This window comes from Candidatus Gracilibacteria bacterium (genome assembly GCA_041660965.1).
Lineage (GTDB): Bacteria > Patescibacteriota > Gracilibacteria > BD1-5 > JAGOOR01 > JAGOOR01.
Map to the genome: position 1 here is coordinate 60,387 of JBAZVH010000001.1, position 19,109 is coordinate 79,495.

The 19,109-nt window shown below is 39.8% G+C and carries 20 protein-coding genes; 17 read left to right on the top strand and 3 right to left on the bottom strand.

What is annotated here, in order from left to right:
- Positions 1-6: 6 nt before the first annotated feature.
- The 6 genes from WC753_00340 (at position 7) to WC753_00365 (ending at position 6,607) form a co-directional block, all read left to right on the top strand.
- Entirely contained in the window at positions 7-1,722 is a 1,716-nt protein-coding gene (locus WC753_00340) for an MBL fold metallo-hydrolase RNA specificity domain-containing protein (GenBank protein ID MFA6079916.1), read from the top strand.
- A 38-nt stretch (positions 1,723-1,760) separates the two neighbouring features.
- A complete protein-coding gene (locus WC753_00345; protein ID MFA6079917.1) occupies positions 1,761-2,255 on the top strand; it encodes a CYTH domain-containing protein in 495 nt (164 codons plus the stop codon).
- A 1-nt stretch (position 2,256) separates the two neighbouring features.
- Positions 2,257-2,751 carry a GNAT family N-acetyltransferase gene (locus WC753_00350; GenBank protein ID MFA6079918.1) on the top strand — a complete coding sequence of 165 codons (495 nt, stop codon included), beginning with the start codon at positions 2,257-2,259 and terminating at the stop codon, positions 2,749-2,751.
- 406 nt (positions 2,752-3,157) lie between these two features.
- Positions 3,158-4,930 carry a threonine--tRNA ligase gene (gene thrS, locus WC753_00355; protein ID MFA6079919.1) on the top strand — a complete coding sequence of 591 codons (1,773 nt, stop codon included), beginning with the start codon at positions 3,158-3,160 and terminating at the stop codon, positions 4,928-4,930.
- A 4-nt stretch (positions 4,931-4,934) separates the two neighbouring features.
- Complete coding sequence (locus tag WC753_00360; protein MFA6079920.1) at positions 4,935-6,179, top strand: U32 family peptidase; 1,245 nt, start codon at positions 4,935-4,937, stop codon at positions 6,177-6,179.
- A gap of 98 nt (positions 6,180-6,277) precedes the next feature.
- Positions 6,278-6,607 (top strand): hypothetical protein, encoded by a 330-nt coding sequence (locus WC753_00365; protein MFA6079921.1) that lies wholly within the window; start codon positions 6,278-6,280, stop codon positions 6,605-6,607.
- A gap of 17 nt (positions 6,608-6,624) precedes the next feature.
- Here WC753_00365 and WC753_00370 read toward each other — a convergent pair whose 3' ends face one another.
- The 3 genes from WC753_00370 to WC753_00380 form a co-directional block, all read right to left on the bottom strand.
- The gene (locus WC753_00370) at positions 6,625-7,401 is read right to left on the bottom strand and encodes a hypothetical protein (GenBank protein MFA6079922.1); all 777 of its coding nucleotides are present in this window, start codon (positions 7,399-7,401) and stop codon (positions 6,625-6,627) included.
- Between the two features lie 181 nt (positions 7,402-7,582).
- Positions 7,583-8,857, bottom strand: coding sequence for a hypothetical protein (locus WC753_00375; protein ID MFA6079923.1), 1,275 nt, complete (start codon positions 8,855-8,857; stop codon positions 7,583-7,585).
- Positions 8,858-8,867: 10 nt separating this feature from the next.
- Positions 8,868-10,307 carry a hypothetical protein gene (locus WC753_00380; protein ID MFA6079924.1) on the bottom strand — a complete coding sequence of 480 codons (1,440 nt, stop codon included), beginning with the start codon at positions 10,305-10,307 and terminating at the stop codon, positions 8,868-8,870.
- Between the two features lie 125 nt (positions 10,308-10,432).
- Between WC753_00380 and ndk the strand changes: the two genes are divergently transcribed.
- From ndk to WC753_00435, 11 genes are all read left to right on the top strand, one after another.
- Positions 10,433-10,924, top strand: a complete 492-nt coding sequence (ndk, locus tag WC753_00385) for a nucleoside-diphosphate kinase (protein MFA6079925.1) — start codon at positions 10,433-10,435, stop codon at positions 10,922-10,924.
- A gap of 285 nt (positions 10,925-11,209) precedes the next feature.
- A complete protein-coding gene (locus tag WC753_00390) occupies positions 11,210-11,578 on the top strand; it encodes a hypothetical protein (GenBank protein ID MFA6079926.1) in 369 nt (122 codons plus the stop codon).
- Between the two features lie 6 nt (positions 11,579-11,584).
- Positions 11,585-12,550 (top strand): RluA family pseudouridine synthase, encoded by a 966-nt coding sequence (locus WC753_00395; GenBank protein MFA6079927.1) that lies wholly within the window; start codon positions 11,585-11,587, stop codon positions 12,548-12,550.
- Positions 12,551-12,637: 87 nt separating this feature from the next.
- Entirely contained in the window at positions 12,638-12,811 is a 174-nt protein-coding gene (locus tag WC753_00400; GenBank protein MFA6079928.1) for a hypothetical protein, read from the top strand.
- Positions 12,812-13,181: 370 nt separating this feature from the next.
- Entirely contained in the window at positions 13,182-13,640 is a 459-nt protein-coding gene (gene lspA / locus WC753_00405; protein MFA6079929.1) for a signal peptidase II, read from the top strand.
- A gap of 14 nt (positions 13,641-13,654) precedes the next feature.
- Positions 13,655-14,614, top strand: a complete 960-nt coding sequence (locus WC753_00410) for a nucleoside hydrolase (protein MFA6079930.1) — start codon at positions 13,655-13,657, stop codon at positions 14,612-14,614.
- 6 nt (positions 14,615-14,620) lie between these two features.
- Positions 14,621-15,316 (top strand): hypothetical protein, encoded by a 696-nt coding sequence (locus WC753_00415; protein MFA6079931.1) that lies wholly within the window; start codon positions 14,621-14,623, stop codon positions 15,314-15,316.
- Positions 15,317-15,382: 66 nt separating this feature from the next.
- Complete coding sequence (gene pheT / locus WC753_00420) at positions 15,383-17,776, top strand: phenylalanine--tRNA ligase subunit beta (GenBank protein ID MFA6079932.1); 2,394 nt, start codon at positions 15,383-15,385, stop codon at positions 17,774-17,776.
- An 18-nt stretch (positions 17,777-17,794) separates the two neighbouring features.
- Positions 17,795-18,073 (top strand): hypothetical protein, encoded by a 279-nt coding sequence (locus tag WC753_00425; protein ID MFA6079933.1) that lies wholly within the window; start codon positions 17,795-17,797, stop codon positions 18,071-18,073.
- Positions 18,074-18,305: 232 nt separating this feature from the next.
- Entirely contained in the window at positions 18,306-18,404 is a 99-nt protein-coding gene (locus tag WC753_00430) for an SHOCT domain-containing protein (GenBank protein MFA6079934.1), read from the top strand.
- A gap of 122 nt (positions 18,405-18,526) precedes the next feature.
- Positions 18,527-19,090: a DUF305 domain-containing protein gene (locus WC753_00435; GenBank protein MFA6079935.1), complete on the top strand. Its 564-nt coding sequence runs from the start codon at positions 18,527-18,529 to the stop codon at positions 19,088-19,090.
- The last annotated feature ends 19 nt before the right edge of the window (positions 19,091-19,109 follow it).

Below are 19,109 nucleotides of genomic sequence, written 5' to 3' on the forward strand. Positions count from 1 at the left end.
ACATTTATGAACAAGAACCATACAACAAATCTAACTTTCTTATGAGCTGTAGGGACAGTTACGCCTTCATCTACAATTCTAACTCATACTTTCCACAAACGGACTATCAAAATCATGGTAGATGCGGGGATCACACCTGGTTCTAGAGAACGCATAATAATACCGACATGAATCGATATGTTACTCCTTTCTCATTGACATGTAGATCATGTCGGACAACTTCCCCGATTTTGGATGCAAAATCCTGAATCAAAAATCTATATACCAGAAGGAAATAAGGAAATTATAGCCCATAATGTCACTCAGTCCTATCGTCTCAGCATGGAAGAAAATCCTGAAGCTAAGATGGGTAGATGGCTCAATGAAGCTCGATGACTTCTCAATGATGTTCAGGTAAATATTCCTAAAAGAGGTGTGATAAGAAGTAAGAGCGGTGATAGACATACGACATCAAAAAGTCGTCGAGAATTGCAAACTGAAGTGTCATTACGAGAAGCAAAACTCGAAAGCGCCATACTTTCACTCTGTATGTTCCTCCAAATACCAGAGCGAGAGATTTGACACATGGATAATGAAGCAATGATTGTGTTCTTTCGAAGAAAGATGCAGGAAACCTACGGAAACATGCTTGATCATTTTAAAAACCGATGAATTGTTACAAAATGTGATGTGGATAGATCTCTGGCTGCACTTTGTGAATTAAGTCGAGAAAAGTGGCATACGGTCATGAAAATTGACACTAAGAATGTACGCATTAGATTTGATGAGACGGGGCATATAGTTACCTGACCAGGGTGTGCTATAGGGATAGATTTACCAACTCCAGCATGATCAAAAAAAATAGGATTTACTGGCGATGTAGGAAATCCACAATTATGATATCCTGGAACTAATCCTGATTTTAGAAAAATCTATAATCTCTACGATGTAGGCATTTCAGAAGCCACTTACTGAGACAAGCATCATGCTGACCGATCAGATGAGCTCAGAAAACTGGATTCTAAAATAATGAAAGCTGTCAGAGAAAAAACAGATATCGTGGTTATCACACTTGCCCTCGAAAGATCTGTTTATAGTCTCTATGAAATACTCCAATGTCTAAAAAATAACAATGTGGATCTTAACGCTCTTGATATTTCATACTTTGGGGATTCGATTGCTGATGTATTTAAATTTTTCCCTAAAGGCAAGATAAAGGACACCGTAAGGCCCTTCCTCAAGCCACTTGTGCCAAATGGTCTTACTCGATCATGAAAACAAAATTTTCTCCAAAAATTAGGATTACCGTGAAAAAAACAGCGTCTTATTATTGCATCCTGCGGTTTTTTTGCTCCCGGATGACCATCAGCTCATCTACTGGCTCATATGTATAGTCAAGAGAAATTACTCATTATATCTGCAAATTACCACGGGGAACCAGGGAGTAATGGATATAATTTATTCCATTGAGAACCTTATCAGATAGATACAGAAATGTACGATCCAAAACCCGGACATGAGACTTTTGCGGCTGGAGGATTTTCTGGACATGCAGATGTAGCTTGATTAACTCGTTTTATACGCAAGACAATTAAAGATAATTGAACAGTATTTCTCAACCATGGATCAGATGCGGCACGAGAAGCACTTGCGAGAACACTTCTGGCCGATTCAGTCCTAATAAGTAAAAAAGTGAATGTGTTTCTACCAAAAGCAAATAGAGCATACAAAGCTAATCAATAAAAGTTGATAAAAAGAGATTTTTTTCGAAAATAGAATCTATGAACGAAATAGAAGTCAAAATCCTGGATATCGATGGTACTAAAATTCGTCGCATATTGGAAGTAATGGGTGCGAAAAAGAAATTTTCTGGTACAGTGGTTGCCCACTTCTTCCGTGGACCAAATGGTAAAAAGATTCGTCTCCGAAAAATGGGAGATACCTGTTATGTGACAGCGAAACAGAAAGTCTGAAATGATCATATGCTCCACAATGAAGAATACGAAGTAGAGACCAGCGACTTTGCTGCTATGGCAAAGATTCTTGCAATAGCCGGCCTGGAGAAATATGGCGATTCTATCAAGACACGTGAGAGCTATACGTTCGATGGTATCACGTTTGATATTGATGAATATCCAGGTATCCCTGAATATGTCGAGGTAGAGGCGCAGTCACATGAGAAGGTCGAAGAATGAGTCAAACTTCTCGGTTTTACGATGGCAGATACTGCTTGTATTACAGAAAGTGGACTGAGAGAAAAGTATAAAGTGAAATAATATGATGGAAGAAACTTTTCAGCTTGGCGAATCTTCAGAAAATCATGATTTTGAAAATAGTTATCAGGTACTACATAGTACCCAGAATCATCTACGCAAAAAACGCCCCCATGTGTATGGATGAATACACTCATATAGGGAGAGGGTTTTATCAGGAGATATTATTGTGTTTTATATTAGAAGGATTGATAGTGTGTTAGGGGCGATATCTGCACAAAAACTCGACACCAAAAGAGCTCATATAGGATACTTGCATGCTGTATCAAAAAAAATATGAATCGGGTCACATCTTTTATGAGTACTATCCGGTCATCTCTTGAAAAATTGACTTGTCGAAATGAGTCTCGTATGTGAGGAAGACTCGGATGCGTATGGATTTTACAAAAAGATGGAGTTTCAAGATATAACCGAGTCGGAATGGAGAAAAATATGAGTAGATATAAGTAATCAAACTATGCTAATGCGAGATATGTGGAAAAGGATTGCGGAAAGATAAAAAATTTTGCACAATAAAAAAACTCCCTATAATGACCACAACCATGACATGACTGTGAACAACATACTAATCGTTTCAGAGCACTTTCACCAATAAAGTTCTCACCTTTGGGTGAGATTTTTTATACCCATTATCCGTCATTCCCGCGAAGGCGGGAATCCAGGTCAAAAAAATATCCCCCTATTCTTAATTTTTCTTTTTTAATTCTTAATTTAACAATATGGCAGGCATGAATTTGATTTCTTTGCATAAATTAATTCTCTTTTATAATTTTTAAACCTTTGATGCATCCGATTCCGTAGGGGTTCAATATCTTGAACCCGGGCAGAAGATATTCTGCCCCTACGAATCAAATCAAACAAAAAAATCCACCTCTTTTATCTTTTCTTTTTTATCTTTTCTCTCTATGGCTGAATTATCTACTAAAAGGCATTCTCTTTCCCACATTATGTCCCAAGCGATTGCTGCGACATTCCCAGACCTCACCATTCTCCGTGGTGTCGGTCCTGCCATTGATAATGGTTTTTATCAGGACTATGATTTCGGTGATTTTTCTCTGACCGAGGAACACTTGAAGGATATTGAGAAAAAGATGAAACATATTCTCAAACAAAATCAGCTATTTGTGCAGAGCTTTCTCACGCTTGATGAAGCAAAAGCAAAATTTGCTGGTGATCCCTACAAAATAGAGCTTATCGAAGATCTCGCACGAGATGGTGAGACCCAATTTGGTGTGTATACGAATACTCTGCAAAATGGAACACTCACCTATGATGATCTCTGTGCTGGTCCTCATGTCGAAAAAACCAGTGAACTCGATGAAAATAGTTTCAAGCTCGACCGTATCGCTGGTGCCTACTGGCGTGGTGATGAGAAGAATAAGATGCTCACTCGTGTCTATGGAGTCGCTTTCGATACTAAAGAAGAACTCGATGCCTATGTAAAACAACAAGAAGAAGCAAAGAAGCGAGATCATCGTATCCTCGGTGCGAAGCTCAATCTCTTTACCGTCTCCCCTCTTGTCGGTTCTGGACTGCCGATGCTCAAACCAAATGGGATGATTATCCGAAAAGAAATCGAGGATTATATCTGGTCACTCCACAAACATCATGGCTACCTACGAGTCTGGACTCCACATATTGCAAAAATAGATTTGTACGAAGCTTCTGGCCATGCGGCAAAATTTGGCAATGAGCTCTTCCGCGTGAAGGGTGGTCATGGAGAGGACTTCTGTATGAAACCGATGAACTGCCCACACCATATGCAAATCTTCGCTGATAATCAGTGGAGCTATCGTGATATGCCGATTCGATACTTCGAACCAGCGACCGTCTATCGTGATGAAAAGCCAGGACAACTCTCAGGCCTTACTCGTGTGCGAGCTATCACACAAGATGATGGCCATCTCTTCCTCCGTGTCGCACAGATCAAGCAAGAAGTAGGAATTATCGTGAGCATTATCAAAGAATTCTATACCACACTCGGAATGGTCGATGACTACTGGGTTTCCCTCTCCGTCAGTGATCCAGCAACACCAGAAAAATATCTCGGTACGAGACAAATCTGGGAAACAGCTGAATCCTCTCTCGAAGAAGCTGCAAAACAATTTGAGCTTCCGTATAAAAGAATCGAAGGTGAGGCAGCATTTTATGGACCAAAGCTCGACTTTATGTTCAAGGACGCTATCGGTCGTCAATGGCAACTTGCTACTATTCAGCTCGATTTCAATCTCCCTGAACGATTTGACCTCAGTTATATCAATGAAGCTGGTGAAAAAGAACGTCCTGTCGTCATTCATCGTGCTATCTCTGGATCACTTGAACGATTTATGGGTGTGATGATAGAGCATTTTGCTGGTAGCTTCCCTCTCTGGCTCGCACCTCGCCAAGTCATTGTCGTTCCAGTGGGTGAAAAATTCAATGACTACGCTGAGAAAGTTCTTGCGTCTCTCAAAGCTGCTGATATCCGAGCTGAGATAGATCTCTCGACTGATGGTCTCAATAAAAAAATCAGAAATGCGGAACAATCTCGTATCAACTATATCCTCGTCGTGGGAGAAAAAGAAGAAGCAACGAGTGGTGTCGCTGTACGAAATTATAAGACCAAGGAACAGACAGAAATTTCACTCGATGAAGTGATAAAAAATCTTGCCTCAGAAATAACTACGAAATCCCTTTAATAGTATGAATTTTGAACTCCTCGCTCCCGCTGGTAGCCCTGAAAAGATGAAATTCGCTTTTGCGTATGGCGCCGATGCCTGTTTTATGGGTATGTCGGATTTTAGTCTGCGCACTCGGCTGAATAATTTCAATTTCAATTCTCTGAAAGCCAGTATCGACTACGCTCATGGACTTGGAAAAAAAATCTATGTCACATTTAATATCTTCGCTCACAATCAGCATCTTGATCGATTCGAAGAGCTGAGAGCAGAATTTACTGATTTTCTCAATGGTCCGAGTCGTCCTGATGCCGTCATCGTGGCTGATCCTGGATTGATGCTCGCTATCCATGAGGTCGCTCCAAATATGGATATTCATGTGTCTACGCAGGCCAATACACTCAACTATAAAGCAGTAGAGTTTTGGGAGAAAAATGGTGCCACTCGTGCGATTCTCGGGCGAGAGGCGAGTCTCGATGATATCCGCGCTATCCGAAAGCATTGTCCAAATATAGAAATAGAATGTTTCGTCCATGGAGCGATGTGTATGGCATATTCTGGTCGATGTTTTCTCTCTCGATACTTCACTGGTGCGAGCGCCAATCTCGGTGCTTGTGCTCAGCCATGCCGACGAGAGTATTCATACGAAGGCGAGCGAATCAATGAAGATGATGAAAAAGAAGTTATTCTCATGGAAGATGAGCATGGATCGTATTTTTTTAATTCTCATGATCTCTGTTCTATCGAGTATATCCGAGAACTGATGGAGGCAGGCGTGACATCATTGAAGGTCGAAGGGCGCACAAAGAGCGTCTTTTATGTCTCGATGGTGATGAAGGCGTATCGAGAAGTGATGGATAGTGTCGCGAATGGTACATATAGTCCTGAAGATGTCGCCTATTGGAAGAATGAACTGAATAAACTGATCAATCGTGGATATTCGACTGGCTTTATGTTTGGTGAGGCAATTCAAGATCCCTCTCTCGAGTGACATATGAACGCTCCAAGTGACTATCGATTTGTCGGTGAGTATACAGAAGACGGAAAGGTCTTCGTTCACAATAAAATCTGTGTCGGAGATGCAGTCGAGATTATCCCTATTCACGGACGGAATAGGACTCTCACGATTCAAAAAATCATAAAAAACAATGAGGAACTCCTGGAATTCTCTGCTGGAAACAGTGAATCCTACGTGACACTCGAATTTACATGAACGAATGAACCATTTGAGCCGATGACACTCCTCGTAAAGAATTACCAGGCAGAATAATACGAGAAGATTTTTTTCGTATCATGTCTCGTATACAAATAAATATTGACATAGAGACATAATTTGATAGTCTCATTATAGATACTCATCTATTTTTTATGCATACTCCGGATCCAGCTACATCAGAGGCGCTCAAAAAATTGTTTGTGGAACATCCAGGGACTCGACCATCCCTAGAAAAAAAATATCCATCTACATGGTTGCGTAGACGGTTGCATGGTTTAGGAAAAGAGGAACAATTAGAATTACGTATATACACAAATAAAAAAATAGTGATGACTCTGCAGGAAGCAGTCGCTGGGGCATGTCGTCGCATACTTTCACTCAAGTTCGAAGTTATAGATCCTGGAGTATTTTCCCCGATGTGTTTCAATAATCCATCTGATTTAAGTGGTGCCTTAAGAGATATGAATGATTGGGTAGCATAGTGCTGCCAACCATGCTGTTATCACATCTTCAAAAACTCCCGACTCAAGTGACACCCGCCTCAGTAGAGGTCAATAGTTTTGACCATCATAGTATAGATTTTAGCATATTTGTTATCATAAGCGAGGTATTTCAAGCGATTAGCTGCAGAGATATATTTATTTGGTATTAGGGCAGCAAAAACTTCCATACGGAGTGTGTGGGAGTTTTTTTTGAGCCAACGAAGTACAAGAGAGGTATCTCCTCTATCCCAGCCATTTCGAGTAGTTAGTGCCTCTAGAAGCGCATGTTCTGGGCAAGTCACCCAGAGCGATGTATTATCGACAGTTATTTTTTGAGCATATTTCTTGATAGTATGATAGAGTCATGATTTTTTCTCAGATTTTGGACACAACGTGGTCATCATATACCCATCGAGGATGGTCATCTTTTTAGGGGTTTTTGGTACACAGACCAAGAGTGACTCTGGAAGAGAAAAATCTTTTAAAAGAAGGGCAAGCGCCTTTTGCCCGACGATAACCCCCTGGCTCGCATAAGAATCCGCAAGAGTTTTACGAACGATATTCCAATAAAAATCCTGTGGATCGAGCGGTTTGCTCCCTCGTTCCTGTCCTGAGAGGTAGAGCCCCTTCCGAATAGAGACCAAAACTCCAGACGCTACGAGGAGGTGAACCACCTTATAGAGTGTGCTCCGAGAATCAGGAGAAGCGGAGACAATAAACTTTTCAATATCCCGAGATGACCAGATATTTTGTCATTTTCTCTTCATTTTCTTTACAATTTTTTCAAATTTCATAATTGATAATTTTATTATATATAATGAATAATTACGTTATAAAAATAGTATAGTTTCTTCTATAAAAATGCAAGAGTTTTTTTTACAAAAAAATACACAGTTATACTCGCTCTTAAAAATTTGTAGTAAATTGAGAGTATTTGATGAGTCGTGAAAATATTTTCCGGGCACACTCTCTATCCTATACTCTTCCTTGTTTAGGGTCTATACCCTGGTCAATTGTTTTTGTAATTTCGGTGAATGTTTTTTCACGCTCTTTGGTGCCATCTACAGTGTTGACTCCAGCATTTGCATTTTCTGCCAATGCCTCAGCATCTACGAGAGTTTTCTTTCTATTATGATATCTATCATAGTTGGCTTCATCTTGAGCGCGCCATCGTGCTATTTTATCCAGCTCTTCGGTAGTTTGGATATTTTTGATATAGCCCGATCCGCCTGTTCCCCCCTCTTGTGCGACAAGACTCGGTATCACTCTCCGGATAAAATCATATCAAGTTCTTGCAAAGAATACTCTCTTTATCATCTCTTGCTGTGTTTCTTGGGGAGTTTGGCTTTTGGGACGATATCAATATTCTTTGAAAAACTGACTATTGATCACAATGCCAGAATTACCGAGTCATCATCTCCTTGCCTGTACGATACGTTCTATCTCGGCATCTTTGACGGCATCGGCAGGACCTCATGCGAGGGAGCTTCATCGATAGAGCAGGAGTGCCATGGCATCTTTCCAGACTTGTATCGCTTGTGGATATTTCCATCCTGTCGTGAAAGCACTTTTGAGCATTTCCATAAAGGCCTTTTTGCGCGGACTATTATCACGACACTCTTGGATTTTTTTTGGGCTAAAATACACATACATATCGGCTGAAAATCCAGGGGACGCAATGGGAAATGGTACTTCATCGATATATTCATCGGCCTGAATCCCCTGTCAGATAATACCGAAAAATCGTTTTACTTCATTTGTTTCTCGTGCCAATTCATCCAAAACATTCGAGATAGTCCTTCACCTGGTATCATATCATCCTTTCCCTTGGAATGCATCTTCAGTAATTTTTTGTCATCCAGCACAGCGTGATCAGACGTATTGTGTCGTATCGAGTATGCTACGCTCGATTTCTTCTATATTTTCTCTATGTGGCTTGAGTTCATTGACAGGGCCAGCTGGATCGAGAAATGAGGATGATTGAGTAAAAACGTCTCATGCCCTAGATGTAAAAGCAGAGACTTCTTGCATCAGAGACACAGCACTGAGAGATTGCCCCGACTCACACGAAGATGTAGATGCCTGCTGACGGATAAAGGTATTGAGGGTATCGATATTTTTTTTATACGACTGTATCGGAGAACTCGAGGTATCACTCAGACTACACCCCTCAGCAAATGTCGGCAAAGAATACGCCAAGCACACACAACAAGAGATATAGCACAGAAAATGAGAAAACGGAGGACGCATAAGAATAGAGTTAGTTTCAGCAAGGTGGTTTATTTTTCCATGCTGTGAGACTTTTGAGCAGATCTTGCATCATAGTGCCAAATGATTTTGTCGTGGATTCAATCGTGCCTCAGATATTTTTTGCTATCGTATTCGCTGTCGTGTTCACTTTTGCTTTTTGGTTATGAGATAATTCATTTGCTATAGTGTCATTTTCTCATGTCTTTCTGAGAGCATCAGTGACGTTTTGCGCAGCTCCAAGAGGTGTTGTGGATCCCCTCAGGGCAGCTCATTCCACAATCTGTTCTTTTCTACCTAGAAGGAGGTGTTTCGGATCGACACCAGAATTTTTGAAATAATTCGCGATGACATCGTCTGTATCTTTTTCCTTTTGCAATGCGGTTCTTTCTGAGCGGGTTCCAGCTTTAGGTTTTGCAAATGGAGGCGTTTTTTGAAAGACAAAAATACCTAGACCACGAAAGATATTTTTGAAAAATAAGTTCAAGTCATTATTGGATTGAAAATGATTTTTAGAAGTTGCAGTTTTGCAGGCGAGATTTCTTTTATCTCCTTTTTTGATGAGAAAATCATGAGCAGAACCAAAAATTTCCTCAAAATTTGCATCAACAAATCTTCTTCATCCACCACCGGAAAAATAACTCTCATTTGTGATGATATCGAGCGTAATACAAAAACCGCTCGAACAATCCGATTCATTATTACCACCTCCACCAGAAGACCCCTCTTTCTTTTGACCAAGCGCTGATGAGATATCACTCGCTAGGTCGATCTCATACTGTGTTCACTGTGCCCAATTACCAGTCTCAAAACGACCGGTTATCAGCCCATTGGCATCATCATTCATAGTATTGATGAGTCCCATATATTCTAGCGGATCTTTCAAAAAAAGCTTCATAAGTTTTTGCACATCAGCTACGAGATCAAAAGGAGAATTTTTCTCATCACCATCCGTATAGAGATTTATATCTTTGATATTTTTAGCAGTAGACATAGCACTATCTGTCTGTTTTTTGAGAGACTGGAGTGATCATCCGACGAGTGTATCCAGGGCTTTTCATTCAGCTGGAGTGAGGTTTCCTATATTTTTATTCAGAGAAGAAGCTATGAGAACATATGAAAAATTACTCCTTTCCCCTTGGTTAATCCCAGGCATCAGAGATGCACTGATTTGATCAAGATCAGTAGTAAAGAGATCACCACCTTTGCATTTTGCTATCAGTGAGGCGAGACCAGGGTCACTATTGGGGTCACTCTGATTTTCTCGAGCTATGGTATTGAGTTTTATAGAGAGACCTTTTGTAGCGTCTGTATAATATTTTGCACTATTTTGTTGGACAGCTTTTTCAGTGTTTCCATACATTTCATCTTCATAGGGAATGGCAAAAATAGTCCCAGTTACCACACAAAGCACTACAATAAAATATCAAAAAATACGAGAAAGAAGGTTCATAAAGTCACAAAAATAGAGACACTTCACCATCATACACGTATTATATGGCTTTTTCAAGTATTGCTCTTGCCAAATACAGACAAAAATATATACTCCCGTTGATTTTTATTTCTTATTATATTTTTATGCACAATGCAGGTAAAAAAGAGAGTGAAGTAGGTAAAACACAGTTCGACATACATAAGACACTTATTCTCCTCAAGCCAGATACTATCGCTCGTGGTATCGTGGGTGATATCATTTCACGACTCGAGAGAAAGAGTCTCAAAGTGGTAGGTATGAAATTTATCGCTATGACTCCAGAATTGCTGAAGGAACATTACGGTCATCACAGTGAAAAACCTTATTTCCCAAAGATTGTTCGATATATGACTGACGGACCAGTGCTCGCTATGGTCATAGAGGGTATTGATGCGGTAAGACAGGTCAGAAATATCTGCGGTGCTACAGATCCCCAATTCGCTGCTCCTGGCACGATCCGTGGTGATCACTCTTGTACGATTGACTACAATCTCATTCATGCCTCTGACTCTATCGATTCTGCAGATATCGAGATTACTCGTTTTTTCAAAGCAGAAGAGGTCTTTAGCTATACAAAAAACGTGTACGTGAATTAATGTTGACAAGTAGATATAGTCAGTAATATAAGTAGATATTATTGCAATATGGCATTAGATACACTAGATAATGAAGATAACCGGACCATACTGTCACGTGGTCCTTTATCGAGAACACTACTGGCTGTATTGGCAATCCTAAGTGGTGTTGCAGGATTGGAGAGTTGTTCTCCAAGATGACAGAACGAACTTCCTCTGCATTCTACAACTGAAAGAGAAGGAGCATGAATAGTCTGAGGACTTGATGACCTTTCCGAATAGAATATATACTCTTAATTTTACACTATGTCTATCGAACGATCTAAGCATACTACTGATCACGGATGAACAGAGTGGAATCTATGACTCACAGCGCTAATTGCTTGTTGTGTAATATCGGCATTATGTCTGGAAAATTGATGAACGGATGATACCACCAAATCAACACCTCCTTCTGATAATCATCCTACCCTACCCTCACAAGCAGAAATAGTGGTGATGTCACAACAAAAGAAAAATGAAGAAATCCTCGCCAGTTTTAGAAAGAAGATAGCAGAAGACCCTTTTTATACACCAACTCGTGCAGAGAGAATAGCGCTCGCAAAATTATGAATTGCTGTCAACGACGGTAAACCTATCCCTTTCGAATGAGATGGCAAGGAAGAAAAAAAATAATCGTTCATGCAACTTATCTTCTCCATTCTCCATAACCAAACAATCCGAGCTGATGTTTTTCTATCAGCTCTTTTTGACGGGGTGTATTCGAGATCGCAGATTCAAAAATGATTCGCCACAGGACAAATACGGGTTTGGTGTCAGAAAAAACAAGAATATAAAAAACTGGGGAAATATTATCCTCAGAGGGGTGATATCGTAGAGATGAAAATCACTTCTACCCCTTCATCACTCGAGCCAGACTTTCGTCCTCTAGAAATCGTTTTTGAAAACAATGATTTTATCGTGATAAATAAAGACGCTGGTATCAATTCTCACCCGACCGCCAGTCCAGAAGGGAAAAAATGAACTCTCGTCAATCAGCTTATTGGACAAATCAAGGGATTCCATCGAGAAGTCGGAGAAGATAGACCATGAATCGTCCATCGTCTTGATAAAGAAACAAGCGGACTTATCCTCGTAGCAAAAAACGATATCACGATGCGAAAGCTGCAAAAAATTATTCACGATCACAAAGTACAAAAAACCTATCTTGCCCTGGTAATCGGAACACCTAAGAACCTTGTCGGAACAATACAATCAGAAATCGGACGTGACCCCCACGACCGTACAAAAATGACAACCAAAAATCCCATAGAATCGCGCCATGCTATAACACATTATGTCGTCAAAGAATCATTTCGATTTTATGAGAAAACGTATTCCCTTCTCGAAGTGACGCTCGAAACAGGTCGAACACATCAAATCCGTGTCCATATGGCCGGCATCGGTCATCCTATTTTAGGCGATGAGAGGTATGGAATCGAAAATGAAAATGCTTTTGCAAAAAAACACTTTTGACTCACAAGACAATTCCTTCACGCATGGAAACTTGTCTTTGAAATGGAAGGAGAAAAATATAACTTTGAAGGAGATCTGAAGAAAGATCTAGTAACTACTCTGAACCATTTACAGAAAAAGCAAGGTGCCTAATAGAACCAGGAGCTATTTGCGGACACTTACAGTGTAAAATCCTACCTAAATCATTCAAAACGCCCATAACCACCATAGCTGCAGTATATGAGCGCTCATCTGAATCCAAATACTGATATGGATCCCGAATGGATACTGGTCCTGAGAAACGTCCTGGAGGAGTATTTCTTGATACTCCATGGTACGCTCATCATATCGAGCTCACTCTCTCCATGGCTACTCCACGCTCTGGACAAAATCAACGAAGGTAAATATATGTAAGTGGTTTTTCAGTTATTGGGCAAAAAAATTCTGTTAACTCTAATACCCTTATGGAATATCTGGCAAGGCGTATTCATAGTGGCTCTTCGACTCTCACAACTTTTTTTCACATCAATCATTCAGTGTGACCTGATTGATCGATTCAGTATCGCGGATGCAAGGCCCTAAAAGATTCTTGCAAAAAACCAATTACATCAGAATCTGAAAACTCTAGAGAGAGATTGGTCATATATATTTTTATTATACGAAGAATATATTTTTATCAACTTTATATACTTTTGTCTATTTTTTCTCCTTTATTTGAAAGAACTAAAAATAAAGTTTTTTATGATTCTTTTGAAAAAATCTCAAATACTCTATTATGGAGTGTATGAAGAAAATAATATTCATTATTTTAGGAACCACCGTGGCCGATATACTCACAAAATGGTGGGCACATATTTGGTCACCAGATGTTGCTCTCCTCGGAGACGTAATACGATTCACGTATATTAGAAACACCGGAATAGCATTTAGCACACAACTCCCCTATATCCATATCATTATACCTCTTGTTTTATGAGGACTTCTTTATTGTATTCTCAGATCATGGAAACAACTATCAGAACGAGAGAAAATCTGATATATACTCATCATCACTGGATGATTTCTCAATGCTCTCGAGCGCAGTCTATTTGGATCAGTAACAGATTTTATCAGTGTACAGTATTTTTCGGTCTTTAATATAGCTGATATAGCGATTACTTTCGGGGTTTTCCTGCTCATATTCTGAAACCTCACTTTTAAGAGAAATTTACCAAAAATACGTTTGCAAAAAACAAGAAAATAGTGTATTCTAGTGATATGATAAATACTCATACCGCAAAAGTGCCTCAGATACTCATCGACTGTGACCCTGGAACAGACGACTTTTTCGCACTTCTCTGGGCACTTGGACTTCATAAAAAATGATTTATTCAGATACATGCTATTACTACCACTGGAGGCAATGTAGGACCAGAATTGACATATCTGAACGCACTCAGAGCATGTGATTTTATGTGAATCACGGATATTTCTATAGGATGTAGTGCTCTGATATCTCCGAGTGCAAATGCTTCTCATATTCATGGGAAAGATGGCTTATGAGATGCGAGCCAATTTTTGCAAAAAATAAAAGTACCAAAAAAACCTCTCTCAAGTGCTGACCTGATAGAGAAAACTCTCAAAAAATATCCAGAAACACAAATACTTTGCTTTGGTCCGATGACCAATATGGCAAAATATTTAGACAAGAATACGTATACTGGAAGAGTCATAGCGATGGGGTGAGCCTTTCAAGTATCAGGAAATGTCACACCAGTGGCAGAATTTAATATTTCCTACGATCCGGAATCAGCTGATACAGTACTTTCACACGTCAATAATACTGTCCTTCTCCCCCTCGATGTGACATCTCAGCTGATCTTCACCCGCCGAGAAATGAAAAGCATTATCACAAAACTTCCCAAGAAAAAAGCAAAATTCCTTGAAGCGCTGACTCTTCATACTTTTGAGACCAATATGGCATTCCGAGAAACGGCCTGACTTGAGGGATTTCTCGTCCACGACGCAAGCGTCGTCGCTATGCTCGTCTATCCGCATCTCTTTTCTGGACAATTTCTCCCAGTCCGAGTAGAGACCAAAGGCGAATACACTCGATGACAAACAGTCACCGACCTTCGAAATATCGCTCAACCATCGACACATACTTTTGTCGTAAAAAATGTCGATTGAGACCGTTTTATGGAAGCCATGGTACAGGATTTTCTCAGTTTTTTATAATACGCTATGCATATCATCTCTCTTATCGGCTGAAGTGGCTCTGGAAAATGATACCTTGCTGAAAAAATCATCGCCTCCATCGGAGCAGAAAGAGTAAATACGATTCCGATGGATATGTATTATTTTCCTGATGATCAGTTTCCGAAAAACCTGTATGTCGATTTTCAGGGAAAAACATTTAAAAATTTTGATACACCGGATGCCATAGATAGAGACTTGCTTGTCGAGCATTTGAAACGCCTCAAATCAGGTCAATCCGTGCAAATTCCCTCCTATGATTTTGGAAATAATCCAACAGGAAAATCTCAACGTATGCCAGGGAAAATAATCGAACCAAAAGATTTTATCATTATAGATGGTCTTTTTCCTTTTTGTGATGAGCGTATTCGAGCTATGAGCGATATCGGGATATTTATCGATATATCTCCAGTGAATCGTATGGCAAGACGCCTGATACGAGACTGGTGAAAGTGACAAACACGATCAGATATGGGAACCCCTGGCATCGGAGATGATATCCTCTTTTATGTGCAATTCGTCGAAGCTGGATACCAAAACTATGTAGAACCCTGTAAAAAATATGCTAATATCGTCGTCAATAATGATATATGGCTCGCACCAGGAGAAGAACCAAAAATGGTGGATATCACGGTCAATTATCTCCGAGGGAAATATGAGAAACAGGTGGAGGATATTCTTTAGAAATAAAAAGACAGCTTATAAAAGAAGATATTTTGCATTTCTCTAGATTTTCTATAGTATATCGGGATGAAAATATCTCTTAACTGGGCAAAACACTGGAGCCCTATGCCAGCATATACTGCTGACGCTCTCGAAAAATTCGCACATACCTATTCTACCTATACTGCCGAGGTAGAGGGTATCGACTCCTACATTTTTGATGATAAGATAGTTATCGGGAAAGTCCTAGCATGGAATCCTCATCCAGACTCCGATAAGCTCGGACTCGTCGATATTGACACTGGGAAAAATGGAAAACACACCATTGTCTGTGGCGCAACCAACGCAAAAATAGCTCATTATGTTGCTGTGGCTCTCGAAAATGCTGTGCTTCCAGGAGACCTCGTCATCACTCGTCGCCCTATTCGTGGAGTAGATAGCTGTGGTATGATCTGTAGTGTCGATGAGCTCGGGCTTTCATCTATTCGCGCTGAAGGCATTCTCCCACTTGAAATCGTTTGGAGCGAAGAATTCCTCGAGAAACACCTCGGAGAACCGTTTGGATCTCTCTCACTCACACTTCCAGGATATACAGGTGATATTAGCTACGCAATGAATGATATTGTTTTTGATCTCGATAATAAATTTATCACCAATCGCCCTGACCTTTTTTCTGTCGTCTGAAATGCACGAGAAATCGCCTGCATCGAAAAAGAAACATTCAACTATGCCCCCTTGTGAAAGGGGGAATCGAAGGGGGATTGAAATAAATTAAAGGTCAATATAGGGACTGACAAGGTTATAAATTATTTACTTACAAAATTTTCTCTTCCAAACCATCCAGAGACTCCGCTCGTACTTCAAATTCTCCTCAAGAGAAGTAATCAAGGACTTCATGGACTTCTTCCTGACTTAACCAATATCGTTATGACAGAGCTCGGGCAACCAATGCATGTCTTTGATGCTGACACGGTAGAATGAACTATTTCAGTACGGATGGCAAAGAAATGAGAAACTCTCGAAGCGCTTGATGGTAAAACATACACACTCAGCGATGAAGACATGGTCATAGCGGATGAGAAAAAAATCCTCGCCATTGCGGGCGTTATTGGTGGAAAAAATTCTGGAACAACAGAAACAACCAAAAATATCCTGATTGAGGCAGCTACATTTGATCCAGTCAGTGTCCGAAAAACTTCTCAACGGCTCTGAATCCGTACTGATAGCTCAGTGCGATTTGAAAAAGGAGTTGACGCACAATTACCAGAAATTGCATCAGCACGATATGAACAATTACTCACTACGTATATTAAAAACACAAAATACGAAGGAGGATTCGCTCATGAAACACCGAAAGTACCAACACAGATTACTCTGACACATGCCTATATTGAAGATCGTATTGGTACCAAAGTTTCAGAAAAAATAGTTCTCGATACTCTGACAAGACTAGGATTTAATATAAATCAAAATAAATCTGAATATATCGTCACAGTTCCCTCTTGGCGTGACACGGGTGATATCAGTATTTCCGCTGATTTAGTAGAGGAAGTAGCGCGAATGGTGGGTTATGACACTCTGCCAATCTCCCCTCTTCCTGGTCCGATTCTCACAGCAAAAAATTATGCTCATGATGAGGTCACTACAAAAGTTTCTCACTTTTTTGCGAATCACGGGTACTTCGATGCTTATACATACCCCTTTACACTTGCTGAAAGATTCGCACGATTTTCTGACAAAAAACCTGCCGTTATCCATAATACCAGTGAGAATAGGACACATCTCCGTGCAAACCTTGCAGAAAATCTTCTTGAGCTCGTAGCAGGAAATTATCGTACACACACGGAAGGAAAATTCTTTGAATTTGGTCCCATATTTGATGGAGAAGAATCCCTCCAGGGAATGGGGGTTATCTGGTGATATTCTCTCGAAGAAATGCAAGATACTCTCACACATTACGCGAAAACATTCTTCGGAATTCGTGGAGAGATAATCCAGTCAGAGATTGACACAAAACTCTTCGCACCAAAAGCATGCGGAGAAATCATCAGTCCAGAATGAACAGTGCTCGTACGATTTGGACTTATTCGTCCTACCCTCCTTCCCCTCTTTGATATTGCAGATATTGAGGTCTATGCTTTTGAGATAGTGACACTTCCAGATATTCATAGACCGATAAAATTCACTCCAATTATTGAATATCCAGGAACCAGACGAGAACTCAATATCATTATGTCAGAAGATACTCCTGTCAAAATGGTTCTCGATATTGTAAAACAGTCAAATGATTGGGTCTCGGATATAAATGTATCAGAAATTTATCGTGATCCCGCTCATATCGGGGATGAGAAAAAATCTGTAGTGGTTTCATTTCTTCTTCAAAATACAGATGCTACGATCACTGATGAAGAAGCAGGAAAAATTCAGGAAACAATCATTGCTCAGCTCGCTAAAAAAGGATATCGACTCCGTGGAACTTAATACTTTCTCTTTTTTTGTATGAGAAAATTTCTCCCTCTCATGTGAGTTTTTATCGTCATTGGTACACTGTTATTTATTCTGACAAATCAGGTTCTTATCAGCGGGGTAAAAGTCACAATCTCTCCTTGTGAAAAATCAGGATGACAATGGTCAGAAGAATTTTGAGAATGTCTGGGTATTGATATGGATACCTGTCAAAATATTGGGGGAACCTTCAATGAGTGCACTTCCGCCTGTCGTAATACCAAACAGGAGATATGTACTCTGCAATGTGTACAAGTATGTGAAGTAAAATAAAAAATTACGTCTCAATAATAATACTATAAATACAAGTCATCTATTCTTGTCTTTTTGTTTTTCGGAAGTATGATTCACCTCCAGAGTAGTTTATTTCCTTACCAATAAATTTATGATGTACTATTTTAATGGATATGCCCCGTTTCATGCATTCGGTTTTCTTTTTATGATACTATTTTGGGGTCTTGTAATCTACGGAGTTATCCTTTTGGCAAAGCATTACTCTGAACCGATGAAGAAAGACCGCGCCCTAGAAATTCTCAAAGAGCGCTACGCAAAAGGTGAAATAAAGCGTGAGGAATTTGAAAATATCAAGAAGGACATTAAATAAAAAAGCTCATTGGGAAGATGAAAATCGAGTATTTTCGAAAAATCTTTTGCAATAATATTTTTTTGGTATATACTCTTTATACCTCTACCCCAGGTATAGGTTATACTTCTTAATTGTTTTATATGTCAAAGATATCAGTTACTCTCAGCGTATCTCTCATTATAATTGGGACTATTATAGGTACCGTGGTTGGATATTCGCTTACTCCGGCATATCGGATTTCTATGTATGATAAGAGTCAGATGGATTTTGGTCGTGCTGATCGTGGACTAGATTTACGCTATATCAATGCGATGATAGCTCATCATAGAGGCGCTGTGCTGCTTGCGGAACAGGCTCAAAATATCACTCAAAGAAAAGAAATAAAAGACCTCACTGCTGATATACTCAAAAATGAACCAGTTGCCATACAGGAGTTGTATAACTGGAAAAAATCATGGTATGGTGACACACATAAAGTACGCGACCCAGTCGTCCCAAAACTCGGAACCTATGATGAAAAGTATGATCTCCGATTCCTCAATGCCCTCTTAGTACATCATGAAGCGGGTCTTATGATGACGGATGATATCAAAACCAAATCTTCACGCCTAGAAATACTCAACAATGCTGATGTTGTAGGTACATTCTTTACGACAACAATGGAAATATTTGAGAACTGGAGAAAAGAATGGTACCAAATCTAATATTTTTCTCTCCCCTCTA